At 70.9% G+C, this 18,709-nt stretch carries 16 protein-coding genes; 4 read left to right on the top strand and 12 right to left on the bottom strand.

Annotation, left to right across the window (positions count from 1 at the left end; translation table 11 throughout):
* Positions 1-12: 12 nt before the first annotated feature.
* From AB0M08_RS01275 to AB0M08_RS01255, 5 genes are all read right to left on the bottom strand, one after another.
* Complete coding sequence (locus AB0M08_RS01275; protein ID WP_364486470.1) at positions 13-1,638, bottom strand: cation acetate symporter; 1,626 nt, start codon at positions 1,636-1,638, stop codon at positions 13-15.
* Complete coding sequence (locus AB0M08_RS01270; RefSeq protein ID WP_364486467.1) at positions 1,635-2,009, bottom strand: hypothetical protein; 375 nt, start codon at positions 2,007-2,009, stop codon at positions 1,635-1,637. Before AB0M08_RS01270 ends, AB0M08_RS01275 begins: the two co-directional genes overlap by 4 nt.
* A 31-nt stretch (positions 2,010-2,040) precedes the next feature.
* A complete protein-coding gene (locus tag AB0M08_RS01265; RefSeq protein WP_364486464.1) occupies positions 2,041-3,552 on the bottom strand; it encodes a DUF4173 domain-containing protein in 1,512 nt (503 codons plus the stop codon).
* Positions 3,553-3,630: 78 nt separating this feature from the next.
* Positions 3,631-4,662: an ATP-binding protein gene (locus AB0M08_RS01260; RefSeq protein ID WP_364486461.1), complete on the bottom strand. Its 1,032-nt coding sequence runs from the start codon at positions 4,660-4,662 to the stop codon at positions 3,631-3,633.
* Positions 4,659-5,390 (bottom strand): response regulator transcription factor, encoded by a 732-nt coding sequence (locus tag AB0M08_RS01255; RefSeq protein ID WP_364486458.1) that lies wholly within the window; start codon positions 5,388-5,390, stop codon positions 4,659-4,661. The genes AB0M08_RS01260 and AB0M08_RS01255 overlap by 4 nt, the downstream gene beginning before the upstream one ends.
* Before the next feature lie 209 nt (positions 5,391-5,599).
* On the opposite strand from AB0M08_RS01255, the gene AB0M08_RS01250 reads away from it, so the two are divergent.
* Positions 5,600-6,622: a DUF3500 domain-containing protein gene (locus tag AB0M08_RS01250; protein ID WP_364486455.1), complete on the top strand. Its 1,023-nt coding sequence runs from the start codon at positions 5,600-5,602 to the stop codon at positions 6,620-6,622.
* 62 nt (positions 6,623-6,684) lie between these two features.
* A complete protein-coding gene (locus AB0M08_RS01245) occupies positions 6,685-8,196 on the top strand; it encodes a hypothetical protein (protein WP_364486452.1) in 1,512 nt (503 codons plus the stop codon).
* A 205-nt stretch (positions 8,197-8,401) separates the two neighbouring features.
* Here AB0M08_RS01245 and AB0M08_RS01240 read toward each other — a convergent pair whose 3' ends face one another.
* The 4 genes from AB0M08_RS01240 to AB0M08_RS01225 all read right to left on the bottom strand — a co-directional run bounded on the left by AB0M08_RS01240 (position 8,402) and on the right by AB0M08_RS01225 (position 13,353).
* A complete protein-coding gene (locus tag AB0M08_RS01240; protein ID WP_364486449.1) occupies positions 8,402-9,139 on the bottom strand; it encodes a LytTR family DNA-binding domain-containing protein in 738 nt (245 codons plus the stop codon).
* Positions 9,136-10,338 (bottom strand): histidine kinase, encoded by a 1,203-nt coding sequence (locus tag AB0M08_RS01235; RefSeq protein ID WP_364486446.1) that lies wholly within the window; start codon positions 10,336-10,338, stop codon positions 9,136-9,138. Before AB0M08_RS01235 ends, AB0M08_RS01240 begins: the two co-directional genes overlap by 4 nt.
* Before the next feature lie 377 nt (positions 10,339-10,715).
* Positions 10,716-12,311 (bottom strand): sugar transferase, encoded by a 1,596-nt coding sequence (locus AB0M08_RS01230; RefSeq protein WP_364486443.1) that lies wholly within the window; start codon positions 12,309-12,311, stop codon positions 10,716-10,718.
* 178 nt (positions 12,312-12,489) lie between these two features.
* Positions 12,490-13,353 carry a DNA-formamidopyrimidine glycosylase family protein gene (locus tag AB0M08_RS01225; RefSeq protein ID WP_364486440.1) on the bottom strand — a complete coding sequence of 288 codons (864 nt, stop codon included), beginning with the start codon at positions 13,351-13,353 and terminating at the stop codon, positions 12,490-12,492.
* A 77-nt stretch (positions 13,354-13,430) separates the two neighbouring features.
* Between AB0M08_RS01225 and AB0M08_RS01220 the strand changes: the two genes are divergently transcribed.
* Both AB0M08_RS01220 and AB0M08_RS01215 read left to right on the top strand, forming a co-directional pair.
* Entirely contained in the window at positions 13,431-14,615 is a 1,185-nt protein-coding gene (locus tag AB0M08_RS01220) for a glycosyltransferase family 4 protein (protein ID WP_364486438.1), read from the top strand.
* A gap of 31 nt (positions 14,616-14,646) precedes the next feature.
* Positions 14,647-16,140, top strand: coding sequence for an arylsulfotransferase family protein (locus AB0M08_RS01215; protein ID WP_364486435.1), 1,494 nt, complete (start codon positions 14,647-14,649; stop codon positions 16,138-16,140).
* A 72-nt stretch (positions 16,141-16,212) separates the two neighbouring features.
* Here the strand turns inward: AB0M08_RS01215 and AB0M08_RS01210 are convergent, their stop codons facing one another.
* The 3 genes from AB0M08_RS01210 to AB0M08_RS01200 are packed head-to-tail and all read right to left on the bottom strand — an operon-like array spanning position 16,213 to position 18,699.
* A complete protein-coding gene (locus AB0M08_RS01210; protein WP_364486432.1) occupies positions 16,213-16,944 on the bottom strand; it encodes a CDP-alcohol phosphatidyltransferase family protein in 732 nt (243 codons plus the stop codon).
* Positions 16,919-17,980: an iron-containing alcohol dehydrogenase family protein gene (locus AB0M08_RS01205; protein WP_364486429.1), complete on the bottom strand. Its 1,062-nt coding sequence runs from the start codon at positions 17,978-17,980 to the stop codon at positions 16,919-16,921. The genes AB0M08_RS01210 and AB0M08_RS01205 overlap by 26 nt, the downstream gene beginning before the upstream one ends.
* A complete protein-coding gene (locus tag AB0M08_RS01200; RefSeq protein ID WP_364486426.1) occupies positions 17,968-18,699 on the bottom strand; it encodes a phosphocholine cytidylyltransferase family protein in 732 nt (243 codons plus the stop codon). The genes AB0M08_RS01205 and AB0M08_RS01200 overlap by 13 nt, the downstream gene beginning before the upstream one ends.
* Positions 18,700-18,709 lie beyond the last annotated feature (10 nt).

The raw sequence follows: 18,709 nt of genomic DNA, 5'->3' as shown, positions 1-18,709 counted from the left end.
CCTTAAAGATCCTTAAATGCGCAGCGACTCGGGAGCGTGTAGCCGCAGCATCGTCGCGCCCACGTCGGGCGGGACGCGACGGCTGGTGACCAGCGAGCCGATCACCATGACCAGGAAGGCGAGCGGCACGGTCCAGGCCGCGGGCTGGGCGACGAGCGGGGCCAGGGCGCCGGGCAGGGGCGGACCCAGGACCGTGACCAGCACCGACGCCATCGCGGCGCCGCCACCGGCGATGATCCCGGCGGTCGCGCCGACGTCGGTGAGGCGGCGCCACCAGATGCCCAGCACCAGCAGCGGGCAGAAGCTGGACGCCGCGACAGCGAAGGCCAGCCCCACCACCCGGGAGACGTCCATCTCGGACAGATCGAGGGCCAGCACCACCGGTACGGCCGCCGCCAGCACCGTGGCCAGCCGGAAGTCCCGGACCGAGCCGGCCCGCCCGGGGCGCAGCACGTCCGTGAAGATCACCCCGGCGACGCTGGTCAGCAGGCCGGACGAGGTGGAGAGGAAGGCGGCCAGCGCACCCGCGGTGACCAGCGCCCCGAGCAGCCGTCCCAGGTGACCGCCGCCCAGCGCCGCCTCCGGGAGCAGCAGCACCACCGCGTCGGTACGCCCGGTCATCAGCAGCTGGGGCGTGTAGATCCGGCCGAGGACGCCGTACAGCGTGGGCAGCAGGTAGAAGAGCCCGACCATGGCGAGCACGACGAGGGTGGTCCGCCGGGCCGAGGCGCCGTCCGGGTTCGTGTAGAAGCGGACCAGCACGTGCGGCAGTCCCATGGTGCCCAGGAAGGTGGCCAGGATCAGCGAGTACGTCCCGAAGAGCCCCGAGTCGTGGCCGGGCAGCAGCCAGTCCGCGCCGAACCGGGCGTCCACGGTGCTCACCCGCGGCACCCGCTCACCCGCCGCGAAGTGCAGCGTCTCGCCCGCCTCGACCGGGCGTACGCCGTCCAGGACCGCGTCCCGCTGCACGGTCACCGTGGTCGCGGCCGGGAAGACGGCCCCGCCCGGCGGCGTCACCTGCGGTCGCCCGTCGGCCTGCCACTGCAGGATCAGGAAGAGGATCGGTACGGCGAGGGCGGTGAGCTTCAGCCAGTACTGGAACGCCTGCACGAAGGTGATCGCCCGCATCCCGCCGAGCGCCACGTTCGCCGTCACCACCGCGCCGATCAGCAGCGCGCCCCAGCGGTACGAACCCCCGGTCACCGTGGCGAAGGTCAGCCCGGCGCCCTGGAGCTGCGGCAACAGGTAGAGACAGCCGATGAAGAGCACGAACACGGTGGCCAGCCGGCGCAGCCGGGACGAGCGCAGGCGTATCTCGCAGAAGTCCGGCAGGGTGAACGCGCCGGAGCGTCGCAGCGGTGCGGCGACGAAGAGCAGCAGGGCGAGGTACCCGGCCGCGAAACCGACCGGGTACCAGAGGACCTCGACGCCGTACCGGAGGATCAGCCCGGCGACGCCCAGGAAGGACGCGGCCGAGAGGTACTCGCCGCTGATCGCGGCGGCGTTCCAGGACGGGCTGATCGAGCGGGACGCGACCAGGAAGTCCGATGTGGTCCGGGCGAAACGGAGGCCGTACACCCCGATCGCCACGGTGACCAGGATGACCACGACCAGGCCGGGGACCAGGTACGGGTTCATTGCCCGGGTCGCCGGATGACGGCGGCGAAGTCCTGCTCGTTGCGCTCGGCCCAGTGCACGTAGGCGGCGCCGACCAGGACCAGGAACGGGAAGGAGAGCACGCCGAGCAGCAGCCACGGCAGGTGCATCCCGAAGACCGTGACCGTGCCGACCGCGGGCGCCACCGTGAAGAGCAGCGGCAGCGCCCCGAGGCCGGTCACCACCACCAGTGAGAGCCGGAGTGCGAGCGCGAGCTGCGCCCGGACCAGGCCCTTGACCAGCGCCTCGCCGACCGGGGTCTGCTCGGCGAGGTCGGTCCGGGCCGGGTCGGCCGGACCGCGCCGGGCGGCGACCTCGGCCAGCACCACCCGGATACGCGGTTCGTCGGCCATGTCCGGCAGTCTCGCCGCCCGTACGGGAATGTCAATACCGGTCGTCGCATTGACCGGAACTGATCTTGGCGTGCTCCGCGATCACCTCGCGGGCGGTGCGCCGGCCCAGGTTCCAGCCGCGCCAGTCGTCGGCCTCCATCGCCTGGCCGATCGCGGTGAGCACGCAGGCCCGGTCGGCCGGATCGGCGATCGTCGCGATCTCCGGCGCCGCGTCCGGGGAGAGCGTGCTCAGGTATCCGAGGTCGAGCCGGTCGGCCGGGCGGCTCACCTGGTCACGGGCGATCATCGCGTCCGGGTTCGCCCCGGCCAGCCCGAGCAGGGCCAGGACTCCGGCCGCGATCGCCACCCGGGGCAGCCACGGCGCCCGGATCCGCAGGCCGGCGCCGAGCACCAGCAGCAGCACCAGCCCGAACCAGCCCTCGCAGAGCGCCACCAGCAGTCGCATCCGGGTCAGCCCGTACGTCTGCGTGTAGACCGACATCCGCTGCATCGCCGACGCCACGACGACCAGGGTGAGCACGGTCAGCGCACCGAGGATCAGCCGGAGGGCGCGCCGGTCGCCGGCCGACTCGCGGGGCGCCCAGCGGGCCGCGCCGGCGAGCACCACCAGGACCAGGCCGGTGACGAAGCAGAGCTGCCAGAAGCCGCCACGGGCGTACTCGGCGTAGGTCAGCCCGGCGGTCTTCAGGACGTGCTGTTCGCCACCGAAGAGGACGGTGAGCTGGACCCCGACGAAGACCGTGAAGAGCAGGACCAGGAGCCCCAGGGGTACGGCCCACTCCAGCCGCCGGACCGGGCGGCCCCGGGTCTCGTCCAGCGAACTCAGCTCGGGCGGCGCGGCGCGGAGGAAGGCGGCGCCGCCCAGGAGTGCGGTGGTCACCCCGGCCACGAAGACCCAGCGGACCACCACGTCGGGGCGGAGATCCGGCAGCAGACCGGTGAAGAGCTGGGCGAACGCCGCGTCGGCCGAGGCGAAGAGCAGTCCGAAGACGATCAGCAGCGCGACCGAGACGGCGGCGGTGGCGATCACCCGGACCGGGGTGCCGCCGCGCCGGGACTCGCGGACCCGGTTCAGGCCACGGGTCAGCCAGGGCAGCGCCCGCAGGGTGGCGAACGGGGCCAGCAGGTAGGTGGCGGCGGCCGCTCGCAGGGACCGTCCCGGGCCGATCGCCAGCACGCCGGTCAGGGTCGCGGTCAGGACGCAGAGCGCGAAGAGCCACTCCGCCGACCGGAACGTGCCGACGGCGAGGAGCGCGACGGTGGCCGTACTCCAGAAGAAGCGATCGCGGTGTGCTCGCGCGGCCGGAGGCGGGACCAGTGGCGGCACCGCGCTCCGCTTCCGGCCCGCGGCCGCCACGATCAGGGCGATCGTGGCGGCCAGTGCGGTGACCAGCCAGCCGAGGCCGGCCCGGTCGAGCGGCAGGCCGAGCGCCGCGACCACCGCGGCGGCCGGGATCGCGACGAGCGCGGCGGTCGGCGCCGGACGTCCCGGACCGGGCCAGGAGTGACCGAGAACGGTCAACGGCGGCGGCGGGCCCTGCACCGGCCCACGGGGGATATACCCCTTTTGTTCCGGCGAGAGAGCTGGGGGTGCCGAGGACATGTCGGTTCCTCTCGAGATTTAGAGCGGGAGGTGCACGTGGATGTGGCAGCCGCTCGGGCCGCCGTCGGGGTCGACCACGGCGATGGTGCCGTCGTGCAGCCGGACCACCCAGCGGGCGATGGCCAGGCCGAGACCGGTGCCGCCGCCGGTGGCGCGCTCGCCCCGGGTGAAGCGTTCGAAGACCCGTTCCCGCTCGGCGGCCGGGATGCCGGCGCCCTGGTCGGTCACGGCGAAGAGGACCCGCTCGTCGCGGCGCTCGGCGCGGACCGTGACGACGCCGCCGGGCGGGCTGTGCCGGGCCGCGTTGTCCAGCAGGTTCGCGAAGACCTGGTGCAGCCTTTCCCGGTCGCCGGGGAGCACCAGTTCCGGGGCGCTGACCGCGAACGTCACCCGGTGGCCGATGCCGTCCGCGGTCACCGCCGCCTCCCGGGCCACCTCGGCCAGGAACGCCGTCACGTCGATCAGCTCACGCCGCATCGGCACCACACCGGCGTCCAGCCGGGACAGGTCGAGCAGGTCGGTGACGAGCCGGCTGAGCCGCTGGGTCTGCGCCAGCGCGGTGCTCATCGTGGCGGGTTCGGCCTCGGCCACGCCGTCGACGATGTTCTCCAGCAGGCCCTGGAGTGCGGTGATCGGCGTACGCAACTCGTGCGAGACGTTGGCGATCAGCTCGCGCCGCTGCCGCTCCTCGGCCGCCAGGTCCGCGGCCATCTGGTTGAAGGCCGCGGCGAGCTCGCCCACCTCGTCCCGGGAACGGGTGCTGATCCGGCGGCTGTAGTCGCCCCGGGCCATCGCGCGGGCGGCGACCGTCATCTCCCGCAGCGGGATGGTCGCGCCGTGCGCCATGACCTGCAGCGTCACCAGGCCGAGCGCGGCGGCGATGGCGATCCAGACCACGTCGACCCGGTAGTAGTCGATGCTCCAGAGGAAGACCAGCAGGCCGACGCCGCCGGCGAAGCCGAGGGCCAGCGAGAGCTTCGCCTTGATCGACCGGATCGGATCGAGGGGACGGGGCAGCCAGGCCGTCATCCGCTCGATCGGCTCCATCATCGGCCGGCCTCATTCCCGCGGTCGGCCTCATGCTTGCGGTCGGCCTCCAGGGCGTAGCCGACGCCGTGGATGGTCCGGATCAGGTCGGCACCGAGCTTGCGGCGCAGGCCCTTGATGTGGCTGTCCACGGTCCGGGTGCCGGAGGCGTCGGCCCAGCCCCAGACGTCGGCGAGCAGCCGCTCCCGGGGCAGGACCGTGCGCGGCCGCCCGGCCAGGTGCACCAGCAGATCGAATTCGGTCGGGGTGAGGTGCGCCTCGACCCCGGCGCGAAGCACCCGCCGCTCCGCCTGGTTGATCTCCAGGTCGCCGAGCCGGATCGTCGGCCTCGTCGTCTCGGGCGCCCTGTCCATCTTGTCCACCCGGCGCAGCAGCGCGTGCACCCGGGCGGCCAGCACCCGCATCGAGAACGGCTTGGCCATGTAGTCGTCGGCGCCGACGGCGAGCCCGACCAGCTGATCCGTCTCGTCGCCGCGGGCGGTGAGCATCAGGATCGGCACCGGGTGCTCGGCCTGGATCCGGCGGCACACCTCGAGGCCGTCGAAGCCGGGGAGCATCAGGTCCAGCACGATCGCGTCCGGGGGTGTCCGGCGGGCCGCTTCGACCGCGCCCGGCCCGTCGCCGACGACCTGCACCAGGAATCCCTCGGCACGCAGCCGGGCGGCCACCGCGTCGGCGATCGCCCGCTCGTCCTCGACGACGAGAATCCGCCGCTGTCGGGTCGTCTCCATGCCCGCTCCCTCCGTCGCCAGCAGCCTAAAGATCCGGTGCGGAGGGCTGGCGGCGGAGTTGTGAACGAACTGTGCAGAAGACCTCTCGAAACTCACAGGACATTCATAGCCATCACTGTGATGGTTACCAATATCCTCAGCAAAGTCGTTGACAATATTGGCGCTGATCAATGACTAACGTCCCGTCCCCTCATCACAGGAGTCGGCAAGTGAGAACCAGCATCCGCAGAAAAGTCCTGGCCGCGGTGGCTTCCGTAGCCCTCGGGGTCACCGGTGCCACCGTCGTCGGCACCGGACCCGCCGCAGCGGCCGACGACACCGGACCCGCGATCGTCGCCGCCGCGAACGCGTTCCTCGCCACGCTCACCACCGCTCAGAAGGCGGACGTGCTCTTCGACTGGTCCAACACCACCCAGAAGACCCGCTGGTCGAACCTCCCGGAGGGCCTGTACACGCGGGACGGCCTGATGTGGGGCGACCTGACGACCGCCCAGCAGACCGCGTGGCTGGCGCTGATGCAGGTCACCCTGAGCACCGAGGGGTACAACCGGGTCCGCGCCGAGTGGGCCGCCGACGACCTGCTCTCCGGCAGCGGGTACGGCCAGGAGTACTACTGGGTCGCGCTGATCGGCAGCCCGTCGTCGAGCACGCCGTGGCAGTGGCAGTGGGGTGGCCACCACGTGACGGTCAACGCCACGGTCTCCGGCAGTGAACTGGCGCTCTACCCGAGCTTCATCGGCGCCCAGCCGGCCAGCTACACCTCCGGCAGCACCACGGTGAAGCCGCTCGGCGACATCTGGACCGACGCGTACGCGCTGCTCAGCTCGCTGACCACCGCGCAGAAGGCGACCGCGGTGGCGGGCAGCACCTACATCGACCTGCTCTACGGGCCGGGCGAGGACGACCGGGCGCCGCTCTACGAGGGCATCCCCGGCAGCTCGCTCACCACCGCGCAGAAGGCGCTGCTGTTCACCCTGGTCAGCGACTACGGCGACCTGGCGAACGCGGAGGACGGGGCGGCCCGGCTGGCCGAGCTCGAGGCGACCCTCGACCAGACCTACTTCGTCTGGTACGGCCCGACCACCAACGTCGGCCGCTCGTACTTCCGGGTCACCGGCCCGCGGGTGATCGTCGAGTACTCGCCGCAGGCGCTGGGCGGTGCTCCGGCGAACCACATCCACGGGATCTACCGTGACCCGGAGAACGACTACGGAGCCTTGATCACCGGATGACGACCACGGCCCTAGGCCGCGTGCGAAGGGCGTCAGCCTGGCTTCTGGCGCCCTTCGTTGCGGTGATCCTCATCCTGCTGCCATCCGGCCCGGCGTCCGCGCATCCGCTCGACATCTCCTGGCAGACGACCTACCTCACGCTCACCCCGGGGCAGGTCACCGTCGAGGTCAAGATGTCGGTCGGTGCCCTGGTCGCGCCCTCGTTCATCAAGGCCCTGGACACCGACGGGAACAAGAGCTTCGACGATGCGGAGGGTCAGGCGTACGCGAAGAAGGTCTTGGCGAAGTTGACCCTGCGCATCGACGACGCGGTGGTCGCGCTGACCGGCACGCCCGAGCTCGAGATTCCGGAGTACGCCCAGAGCGTGGCCGGGTACGGCGTCCTGCGGATCACGCTGACCGTGCCCGCCGCGGCCGCCACCGGCACACACACGCTCTACTACCGCAACGACTTCGTGCCGGAGAAGCCGCGCTACGAGGTCGCCGTGTTGCCCGCCAAGCGGTCGCCGATCACCGTCGCCACGCAGGACCGGGACGAGGAACAGCGCCGGGTCTCCACGTCGTTCACGGTCACCGGGCTCGCGAGTGCCGCACCGGTTGCGGCGTCGGAACCGGACAGCGACGCGAGCAGCGACTGGAGCGTCGAGCACCTGCTCGAACTGCTCCGGAACCCGGCACATTCGGTCTGGATCGTCGTGCTGGCGATCGGGCTGGCGGCGGCGCTCGGCGCGTTCCACGCCCTGACCCCCGGCCACGGCAAGACGATGATGGCGGCGTACCTGGTCGGCACCGGCGGCCGGATCCGGGACGCGCTGGTGCTCGGCGCCTCGGTCACCACCGCGCACACCGCGTCGGTGATCCTGATCGGCGTCACGGCGTTGCTGGCCAGCCACTACGCCCTGCCGCAGGTCCTGGTCCCGACCCTGGAGGCGATCTCCGGCCTGCTCGTCCTCGGCCTCGGCCTGCGCCTGCTGTGGCAGCGTCGCGCGGTCCTGCCCTGGTCACGAACACCGGCTCTGTCTCTCGCCCACTCCCACGCCCACTCCCACGCCCACTCCCACTCCCACTCCCACGCCCATGCCCACGCTGGTGCGGGCGCTCACTCCCACGGCTCGCACTCCCATTCGCACGGCCCCGCCGATCATGACCACGGCCCCAGCCATGACCACGGCCCCGCTGGGCATGCGCACGGCTCTCCCGGCCATGCGCACGGCTCTCCCGGCCATGAGCATGGGGCGGGGCGGAATGGGTTGGGATCGGTCATCGCGATGGGTGTCTCGGGTGGTCTCGTGCCCTGCCCCGAGGCTCTCGGCGTGATGATCCTGGCGATCGGTCTCGGTCAGGTAGCCGTAGGCCTCCTGCTGATCGTCTCGTTCAGTGTCGGTCTCGCCGCGGTCCTGGTCACGATCGGTGTCCTGCTGGTCCAGGTCCGGCAGCGTGCCGTGGTCCCGGAGCGTTTCCGCACCGCCCGTTCCCAGCGTGTCCTTCAGTCGCTGCCGGTCATCAGCGCGCTGGTGATCGTGGTACTCGGCGTCGGCCTGGTCATCCGCACCGCCACCACGCTCACCGGTTGACCCACACCCCGCCCGCGCCGCTCGGCCCGGGTCGATCCCGCGCGACGCCCGTGCCCGCTCCGGCAGGCACCGCGCGTCCCGCTCCTGGCTGGTCCTCGGGGGTGCGTCAAGGCCCGCGATGCACCCCTGAAGACCAGCCGAGGGTGGGGCGAGCCTGTGGATAACTCTGTGGAGAAAGCTGTGGGCCTGTGGATAAGCGTGTGGATTAACGGGTCCAATCGTGCTTGGCGGCGCGGATCAGACGGTCCTTCAGCTCCCTCGTGTGCCGGCGGGAGACCGGGAGCTCGACGCCGTCCACCGCCACGACGTACCCGGAACCGGTCAGCCGCAGCTCGGTGACCAGGCGCAACTGGACCAGGTAGGAGCGGTGGATCCGGACGAAACCGGCATTCGCCCAGCGCTCGGCGAGCGTGGCCAGCGAGACCCGGACCAGGTGTGAGGCGTCCGCGGTGTGCAGCCGGGCGTAGTCACCCTGTGCCTCGACCCAGCGCACCGACGAGCGGGGCAGCATCCGGGTGGTGCCGGCCAGCTCGACCGGGATGGCCGGCTCGTCCGCGGGCGCCGCGGGTACCGGGGCCGAGCGCGACCCGGCGACCCGGCGCAGCGACTCGCCGAGCCGTTCGGCGCGGACCGGTTTGCGGACGTAATCGGTCACACCCAGGTCGAACGCGTCCACCGCGCCGTCGTCGTACGCGGTCACGAAGACGATCGCCGGCGGATGGGCGAACCGGCGCAGGATGCGGGCCAGCTCCATCCCGTCCAGCCCGGGCATCCGGACGTCCAGGAAGACCGCGTCGACCTCGGTGTCCCGGAGTACCCGCAGCGCCTCGGTCGCGTCGCCGGCCCGGTGCACGTGCGCCACCCGGCCGTCCGCGTTCAGCAGGTAGGCCAGCTCGTCCAGGGCGGGAGGCTCGTCGTCGACCGCGAGCACGACGAGCGTCATGCGCGGACCTGAGGATGGAACTTCGGCACCCGCATGCTCACTTTCGTCCCCGCGCCGGGCGCGGTCTCCACGACCAGTCCGTGATGGTCGCCGAAGACCGACCGTAGCCGCTCGTCCACATTGACCAGGCCGACATGCTGCCCGTCCTCGCCGTCCGTGCTCTCCCGGATGGCGGGTCCGAAGACCGCGGGGTCCATGCCGACCCCGTCGTCCTCGACGGTGATGTGACATTCGGCACCCGCGTCACGAGCTTCGATGCTCACCATACCGACGCCGGGCTTGCGTGACAGCCCGTGCCGGACCGCGTTCTCCACCAGCGGCTGCAGGCAGAGGAAGGGCAGCCCGACCGGCAGTACCTCCGGCGCGATCTGCAACCGGACCTGCAGGCGGTCGCCGAAGCGGGCCCGTTCGATGGTGAGGTACCGGTCGATCGAGCGCAGCTCCTCGGCGAGTGTGGTGAACTCGCCGTGCGCCCGGAACGAGTACCGGGTGAACTCGGCGAACTCCAGGATCAGCTCGCGGGCCCGTTCCGGGTCGGTGCGGACGAACGAGGCGATCGCGGTGAGCGCGTTGTAGATGAAGTGCGGGCTGATCTGTGCCCGCAGCGCCCGGACCTCGGCGCGTGCCAGTCGTTCCCGCGAGGAGTCCAGCTCGGCGAGCGCCAGCTGCGATCCGGCCCAGCGCGCGGCCTCCAGTGTGGCCTGCACCAGCCCCGGTGCGGGTTGATCGTCGGCGACTGCGACCAGCACCGCCTGCGCCGCACCGTCCGGCCCGGGCAGCGGCGCCACCACCGCACCGCGAACGGGACAGTCCACCCGATCACAACCAAGATCAACACTATTGAGTACGACGGATCGACGCGTCCGTAGGGCACGGTGCGCCGCGGCGGTCACCTGTTCCGCGTGGTGCCCGCCCCTCCCGTCGTACGCGAGACACCGCTCACCGTCCGCAATGGCCAGACCGATCGCACCCACCAGCGTCCGCAGATGCCGGGCTGCCTTGGCCGCGGTGGCCGGGGTGAGCCCGGCTCGCAGCGGCTCCGCGGCCAGCGACGCGGTGTGCAGCACCTCGTAGGTGGCCCGCTGCATCGTGGTGGCGATCCCGCGCCGCGCCCGCAGGCGCAGCACCGCCGCGACCGCCCCACCGAGCGCCGCCAGCACGGCCACGACGGCCAGCACACTCCCCACCTGCCCCACCACGGCCCCGATCCTGTCGCGTCCCCGCCTTTTCCGCCACGCCCCAGCCCGGCCCCGCGAGACCGTCCCCCGTCACGGCCGTAGCGCGCTCCCGGTCTTGGCTGGTGCTGAGGGGTGTGTCGAGCGGAGCGAGCCACCCCTCAGCACCAGCCAGAACCTCGCGGCGCGCAACGGCCTGAGCCACGCACGGACCTCGCGTGGGGCGCGACCACTCACGCACGCCGCCCCGGAGGGTCCCGCGTCCTGGACGCGCCAGCGGCCAGCGGGACCCGCAGGGGCCCTCGGCGGGAGCAGCGGTCTGAAGTCGCCACCCCGCTACGACAGGAAAAACGGCCTGCGACCGGGGAGCAGTCGCAGGCCGTCGGTGGGGTGAGAAACGGTCAGTAGGCGCCCTTGCGCTTGAGGACGACCCAGATCGTGCGCCAGAGGATCGAGAGGTCGTAGGTGAGGGACCAGTTGTCGACGTAGTAGAGGTCGAGCCGGACCGCCTCGTCCCAGGAGAGGTCGGAGCGGCCGGAGACCTGCCACAGGCCGGTGATGCCGGGGCGGACGAGCAGGCGGCGGCGGACGTCGCCCAGGTAGTCGCCGTCGTCGGCGGGGAGGGGACGTGGGCCGACCAGCGACATCTCGCCCTTGAGCACGTTGATCAGCTGGGGCAGCTCGTCGAGCGACGTCGCGCGCAGCTTCTGGCCGAAGGCGAAGATGCGCGGGTCGTGCTTCATCTTGAAGAGCATGCCGTCGGACTCGTTGAGCTCCTCCAGCGTGGCCTTGCGCTCCTCGGCGTCGACATACATGGTCCGGAACTTCCAGACCTTGAACGTACGCCCGTCGTGACCGACCCGGGTCTGCCGGAAGAAGACCGGGCCGGGGTCGGAGAGGCGGATGCCGAGCGCGATGACCGCCAGGATCGGGCTGATCAGCGCCAGGCCGATGCCCGCGGCGACCCGGTCCAGCAGGTTCTTGGTGAGCCAGCCGGGACCGGAGAGGGTGGGCTCCTCGACGTGCAGGAGCGGCAGGCCCTCGATCGGCCGGATGTGCACGCGCGGGCCGGCGATGTCGGTGAGCTGCGGCGCGACCACCAGGTCGACGCCGGTGCCCTCCAGCTGCCAGGCCAGACGGCGCAGCTCGCCGGGCTCGGCGCTGGCCGAACCGCAGACCGCGATGGTGTCCGCACCCACCTCGCGGACCAGCGAGAGCACGTCGCGACCTGCGTAGACCGGCACGGGCGTCTCGATGCCCCGGGCGGCCGAGAAGCCGTCGGTGAGGTGGATGGCGACCGGGATCAGGCCGGCGGCCGGGCTGCGGGTGACCGCCGTGTAGACCTCGAGGGCCTCCGGCAGCGTGCCGACCAGGACCATCCGGTGTGCGCCGTGGCCGGTACGCGCCCGGGCCAGGTGCAGCACCTGACGGGCGACCACCCGGCAGAAGAGGATGAAGAGAAGGGCGCTGAGCGACACCGCGGCGACCGTGCCCCGGGAGAGGCCGGTCTTGGTGGCGAAGGCGAGCAGCGAGACGGCGGCGACCACGGTGACCGAGGTACGCACGACTCGCTTGAACTCCTCGCTACCCAGCCCCAGGTAGCGTCGGTCATAGGTGCCGTTGGACCAGAGCAGGAGCAGCCAGCCGAGAGGCAGAACCACGTAGGCGAAGAAGCTGAAGAGTTCCGGCCCCTGCAGGAAGAGCCAGGACTTGTCCAGGAAGCCGCTCCGCGACTTCTCCAGGAACGCGTCGGCGATGGAGCTCGCCGCGAGCGTGGAGAGGATGTCGAGGATCACCAGAACGAACGTGTACGGCCGGTGCCAACGGGAAAGCCTGCGGTGCTGACGGGTCCACGCGGAGCGGGGAACACCGTTGTTCGGTGGCGGTGGTTGTTGCTCCTGCCACTCGAAGCTCTCATACCGCACGGGCGTGCTCCGGCTGCTGTCGGTCGTTGGGCGATGCAGGCTAGTCGTCACTTCGCCTACGTCCTCCCGCATCCGGAAAAAGATTACGCACCGCCACGACCTCGCGACCGTCGGCGGGTCCGCCGATACCCGTTCGCGTCACAACGGTGTCCAGGGACCGGGCCACTATACCGATGGATCCTCAGGAACGTAGGTGACGTTGTGGTAGCAATCCCAGTGTGTACGTTCCGTGATTGATCGGTGGCGATGATTACCGCACCAGCTTCGACAGACGGCGATCGGCGAGCGGCTTCCCGCCGGTCTGGCAGGTCGGGCAGTATTGCAGGCTCTTGTCGGCGAACGACACCTCTCGCACGGTGTCGCCGCAAACGGGGCAGGGAAGGCCGGTTCGTGCGTGTACCCGCATCCCGGCCCGTTTCTCCCCTTTCAGCGTCGCCGCCCTCTGTCCGACGGACCGTTGCACGGCGTCGGTCTCCACTTCGCGCATCGCCTCGTACAACGCGGTCACCTGGTCGTCGGTGAGCTTCCCGGTGAGGGCGAACGGGGAGAGCTTGGCCACGTGCAGGATCTCGTCGGAGTACGCGTTGCCGATCCCGGCGATCACCTCCTGATCGGTGAGCACGCCCTTGACCTGTCCGTTCCTGGTCTTCAGCCGGTCGGCGAACTCGTCGCGGGAGACGGCGAGCGCGTCCGGGCCGAGCCGGGAGACGCCGGGCACCTCGGTCGCCGGGTCGCGGACCAGGTACGCCGCCAGCGACTTCTGGGTGCCCGCCTCGGTCAGGTCGAACCCGGAGCCGTCGTCGAGCCGCATCCGGATCGCGATCGGCCCGCTGCCCGGCTTGAGCGGCGCCGGCGACTTGAAGGCGTCCCGGTAGTGCAGCCAGCCGGCCCGGGCCAGGTGCACGACCAGGTGCACCTCGGGGCCGATGCCGATGTCGAGGAACTTGCCGTGTCGCCCGGCGCCGGAGACCGGCAGGCCGGTCATCGCGGACGGGGCGGGGTCGAACGTCTTGAGCGCGGCGAACGACGCCACCTCGAGCCGCTGCACGGTGTGGCCGACCGCACGCTCACGCAGGTAAGCCGCGAGCGCCTCGACCTCGGGGAGTTCGGGCACCAGTCCACGGTAGCGTTTGTCGCGTGCGAGGAGTGAGCGCAGCGAGCCCCGCAGTCCGCGACCATTAGGCTCACCTCGTGAAGGTGGTGGTTGCGCACAACCGGTACCGCGAGGCGATCCCCTCCGGTGAGAACGTCATCGTCGACACCGAGATCGAGCAGCTCCGCGCTGCGGGTCTCGAGGTCGTCCCGTTTCAGCGGAGCTCGGACTCGATCGGCGACATGCCGCCGCTCGGCAAGGCCCTTCTGCCGATCTATCCGATCTATGGGCTCGAAGCGCAGAAGGAACTAGAAAAGCTGATAAAGGCGGAAAAGCCGGATGTGCTGCATCTGCACAACCCTTACCCGCTGCTCTCCCCCTGGGTGATCCGGACGGCGCACAAGCACGGCGTTCCGGTGGTGCAGACCGTGCACAACTACCGGCAGGTCTGCTCGTCGGGGCTCTACTTCCGGGACGGCCACAACTGCCACGACTGCCGTGGCAAGCTCGTCGGCTGGCCGGCGGTCAAGAACCGGTGCTACCGGGGCTCCGCGGCGCAGAGCGCGATCATGGCCACCACGCTGGCCGTGCACCGGCCCACCTGGCGCTCGGTGGACCGCTACATCGCGCTCACCGACAAGATCGCCGCGCACCTGACCGACTACGGCATCCCGGCCGAGCGCATCGTGATCAAACCCAACGGCCTGCCCGATCCGGGTGCGCCGACTCCGCTCGGGGAGGGTTTCCTGTACGGCGCCCGGCTCTCCCCGGAGAAGGGGCTGGATCTCCTGCTGGACGCCTGGCGACGGCACCCGGACGGCGCGAACGGCACGCTGCGGATCGCCGGGGACGGAGAGCTCCGCCCCCTCGCCGAGCGGGCCGCCGCCGAGCGGGGCGACGTGACCTACCTGGGCCCGCTGGACCGGGCGCAGATGATCGCGGCGCGCCACGCCTCGGCGGTGGTGATCGCGGCGCCGACCTGGGAGGACGTGCTGCCGACGGTGATCCTGGAGGCGATGTCGGCCGGGCGGGCGGTGCTGGCCACGGCGGTCGGCGGGATTCCGTACATGGTGGGCGAGGGGCCGGCTGCGGCCGGCTGGCTGGCGCGGCCGGACGCGGAGTCGCTGGCCGCGGCCCTGCCGGTGGCCCGGGCCGGCGCGGCGGTCGCGGCGACGGCGGCCCGCGAGCGGTATATGCGACACTTCCATCCGGATGTGCTCACTGACCGTCTTGTCGGGGTATACCGGGAGATGGTCAAGGATTCACAGCGCACGCCAAGGTGAATCTTGACCGCGGCGGGGAACATTCGCGCACGTGATATCCCGTCGTGGTCTTCTGCTCGGTTCCGGCGCGCTCGTGGTCGGTGGGGGTGCCGGTTATGCGCTCGGCCGCATTCCCGGTGAATCGGAGAAATCCGTCGCTGACGTCGCGGTGGCGAGGAAATTCCGCTCCCGCCCCGACCTCGACACCCTGCCGGACGTCACCATCACCACGCCGGCGGACGGCACGGTGCCCGGCTCGATCCTGCTGACCCCGTTCCTCAACACCACGCTGCGCGGCCCGCTGATCGTGGACGAGGCCGGCTCGCCGATCTGGTTCAAGAAGGTGCCCGACCCGGCCACCGTCGCCGTCGACTTCAAGGTGCAGAAGTACCGGGGGAAACCGGTGCTGACCTGGTGGGAGGGGACCATCGGGGGTACCGGCGGGCAGGGCGTGGGCCAGGGCGAGTTCGTCATCGCGGACTCGTCGTACCGGGAGATCACCCGGGTGCGAGCGGCGAGCAGCGAGCAGGCCGACCAGCACGACTTCGTGATCACCGAGAAGAACACCGCGCTCTTCTGGGTGTACGACCCGATCGCGTACGACCTCTCCGGAAAGGGCGGCCCCAGCGACGGGGTACTGCACGACGGGCTGCTCCTGGAGATCGACATCGCGACCGGTGCGAAGGTCTTCGAGTGGCGGTCCAGCGAGCACGTCTCGATCGACGAGTCGTACGCGCCCCTGTCCACCGGCGACTCCGCCCACCTGCCCTACGACTACCTGCACCCGAACTCGGTCGACGTGGACACCGACGGCCACCTGATCCTCTCGGCCCGGCACACCTGGACCGTCTACAAGGTCCACCGGACGACCGGCGAGGTGCTCTGGCGGATCGGCGGCAAGAAGTCCGACGTCACCGTCGACGACCGGACCGCGTTCTCCTGGCAGCACGACTTCCGGCGGCGCTCGGACGGCAGCTACAGCGTCTTCGACAACGGCGCCGGGGTGACCACCGAGAAGGAGTACTCCCGCGGCCTGATCTTCACGCTGGACGAGTCGGCGAAGACCGCGACGTTCGTGGCCGAGTACATCCACCCGCAGAAGCTCTCGGCGCCGACCCAGGGCTGCTTCCGCGAGCTCTCGGACGGCGGGTCGTTCGTCGGCTGGGGGCAGATGCCGTACTTCACCGAGTTCGCCGCGGACGGGACGGTCCGCCTCGACGGCCACCTGCCGCTGGACAACCAGTCGTACCGGGCCTACAAGGCGGACTGGGCCGGTGTGCCGCTGGACCAGCCGGCGCTCGGCGTCCGGGTCGAGGGCGAGCAGACCCTCGTCGACGTCAGCTGGAACGGTCACACCGGCGTCGCGACGTGGCGGATCCTCTCCGGTTCCCAGCCCGGCGCCCTGGCTGACAAGGTCGAGGCGGAGCGCACCGGCTTCGAGACCGAGATCACCCTCACCACGGTCCCGGAGTACGTGATGGCGGAGGCCCTGGACGCCACCGGCAAAACCCTCGGCTCTTCCTCCGCCATCCCCATCCGCGTCTAGCCCGCGTTCCCCCTCGATCTTGGCAAGTTCCGGCCGGAATGATGGGCGAGACTTGCCAAGATCGGGGAGGGGTCAGCCCTTGAGGGCGGCGCGGCCGGTGAAGGCGATGCTGGCGGCGAGGAAGCCGCCGTTGATCAGGGTGAAGAGGGCGACGAACCAGACCGTCCACTGGGGAGCGACGAGCAGGATCAGGCCGGCCAGGGCGATCACCGCGCCGTAGTCGCGGACCAGCTTGATCGCGCGGACCAGCGGGGAACGGCTGGTCACCATGCTCGACGCCTGGCTGCCGGACTGCATCACCGAGGTGACCAGGTTGACCATCCAGGTCGCCGCGAACGCGGCCAGCAGCCAGGCCGGGGTGTCCGGCTCCTGCGCCTTGGCGGTCGCCGACAACGCCGCCACCAGGGCGGACTGCACCGCGACGTCGCAGAGCACGTCGAGGCGGCCGCCCGCCGGGCTGGCCTGTCCGGTCACCCGGGCGAGCTGACCGTCGGCGCAGTCGAACGCGTACGCCAACTGCCAGCCGATCAGGGCGACCAGGCCGATCAGCGGGCCCCACACCGTGCCGTCCTGGACCGCGCCCGCGGTCGCCACCACCACGAACGAGGCCGCGCAGCCCAGGCCGAGGTTGAAGATGGTCAGCACGGTGGGGCTGAGCCGGTTCTTGTACGCGAAGACCGAGATCCGCGAGCCGATCCGCTGGCTGACGGCCTCGCTGAAGAGACCGCCCCCACGGTTCACCGCGTAGTACTCGGCAGCGGTCGGGATGTGATGACCCTCAGTGGGCTGCAATGGCGTTCTCATATTCGGTGAGTCTCTGCCGGATCTCGTCCTGCGACATCGCCAGGTGTTCCAGGATGGTGTAACGGTCGGGACGCGTCCGGGGTGCGAACTCCACCGCCCGCGCGAACTGGTCGGCGTCCAGGCCGACGTCCCCCGGCGTGCGCGGCAGGCGGTGCCGGGCCAGGCAGGCGGACATCTGCACCAGCCGGCGCTGATCGCCCCGGAGGAAGGTGCAGAAGAGCGCGCCCAGACCGGCCAGCTCGCCGTGCGAGGCGGTGTCCGGGAAGAGCGAGTCGATGGCGTGCATGATCTCGTGGCACCCGCCGCTGGAGGGCCGGCTGCTGCCGCAGACGGCCATCGCCAGCCCACTGGAGATCAGCGACTCGGCCAGCACGGTGACGAACGCGTCGTCGGACATGTCGCCGGGCATGGTCAGCATCGCCTCGGCGCCCATCCGGGCCAGCGAGGCGGCGAGGCCGTCGACCGGCTCGCCGCGCACCTCACGGGCCAGCTCCCAGTCGGCCAGTGCGCTGATGTTGCTGACCACGTCGCCGATGCCGGCCCGGTTGACCCGGTCCGGACCGCTCTCCACGAAGTCCAGGTCGACGATGACGCCGAACGGGATGTGCACCCCGTACGACCCCTTGATGCCGTCGTTGACCAGGCTGGCCACCGGCGAGGCGATGCCGTCGTTGGCCAGGCTGGTGGCGACCGAGACCATCGGCAGACCCCAGCGGCTGGCGGCGTACTTCGCGGTGTCCACGGTCTTACCGCCGCCGATGCCCACCACCGCGTCGTAGTGGCCGGTGCGCAGCTTGTCGGCGAGCTCCAGGGCGGAGTCCAGGGTGCCGCCGGTGGTCACGTAGACGTCGGCGGAGCGCAGCGACGGGCGCAGCAGATCGACGATCCGCTCGCCGATGCCCGTGCCGACCACGACGGCGACCTCGCCGCCGGACGAGATGCGCCCGTCGGCCAGGATCCGGCCGAGGTCCGCGACCGCGCCCCGCCGCACCTCGATGTGCAGCGGGGTCTGGACGCTACGGGCTAGTAGCGGCATGCGATCTCCCGGGCCTTCGCCAGGTCGTCGTGGTTGTCGACCTCGACCCAGGAGACCTCGCCGATCTCGGCCGCGCGGACCTCGCCACCGCGGTCCGCGTACACTTGGAAGCCGTCCTCGTAGTACTGGTCGGGGTTGGTCTCCCAGGTCGTCTTCAGCGCGTCGGCCAGGGCGGACGCGGCCGAGGAGTCGATGATGTTGGCGCCGATGTACTCGCCGTACGCGGTCGCCGGATCCATCAGCTTGGTGATGCTGGTGAGCTGCCCGTCCGCGTTGAAGATGGTCTTCATCTCCTCGTCGGCCAGCTTCTTGACCGTGTCCACGGCGAGCAGGATGCTCGGGCCGCGGTTCGCGAGCAGGGTGTTCTCCACGCTGATCGGGTGCACGGTGTCCCCGTTGACCATCAGCACGCCGGCGTCGAAGTAGTCCCGGGCAAGCCAGAGCGAGTACGCGTTGTTCCACTCCTCGGCCTTGTCGTTGTGCACCAGGGAGATCGTGACGCCGTACTTCTCCTCGAAGCGCTCCTTGCGCTCCTCGACCGCGTTCGCGCAGTAGCCGACGACGATGGTCACGTCGGTCAGCCCGGCGGCGGCCAGGTTGCGCAGCGAGATATCCATGATCGTGGTGTCCCCGTCGACCGGGACGAGGGCCTTTGGCAGCGTGTCCGTGTACGGGCGCAGGCGACGCCCGGCTCCGGCGGCGAGCACCAGACCGATCATTGGAGTGGAT

Source organism: Actinoplanes sp. NPDC051851, from assembly GCF_040681165.1.
Lineage (GTDB): Bacteria > Actinomycetota > Actinomycetes > Mycobacteriales > Micromonosporaceae > Actinoplanes.
Note: the sequence above shows the minus strand (reverse complement) of the source record. Positions and strands in the feature narration are given on the sequence as shown.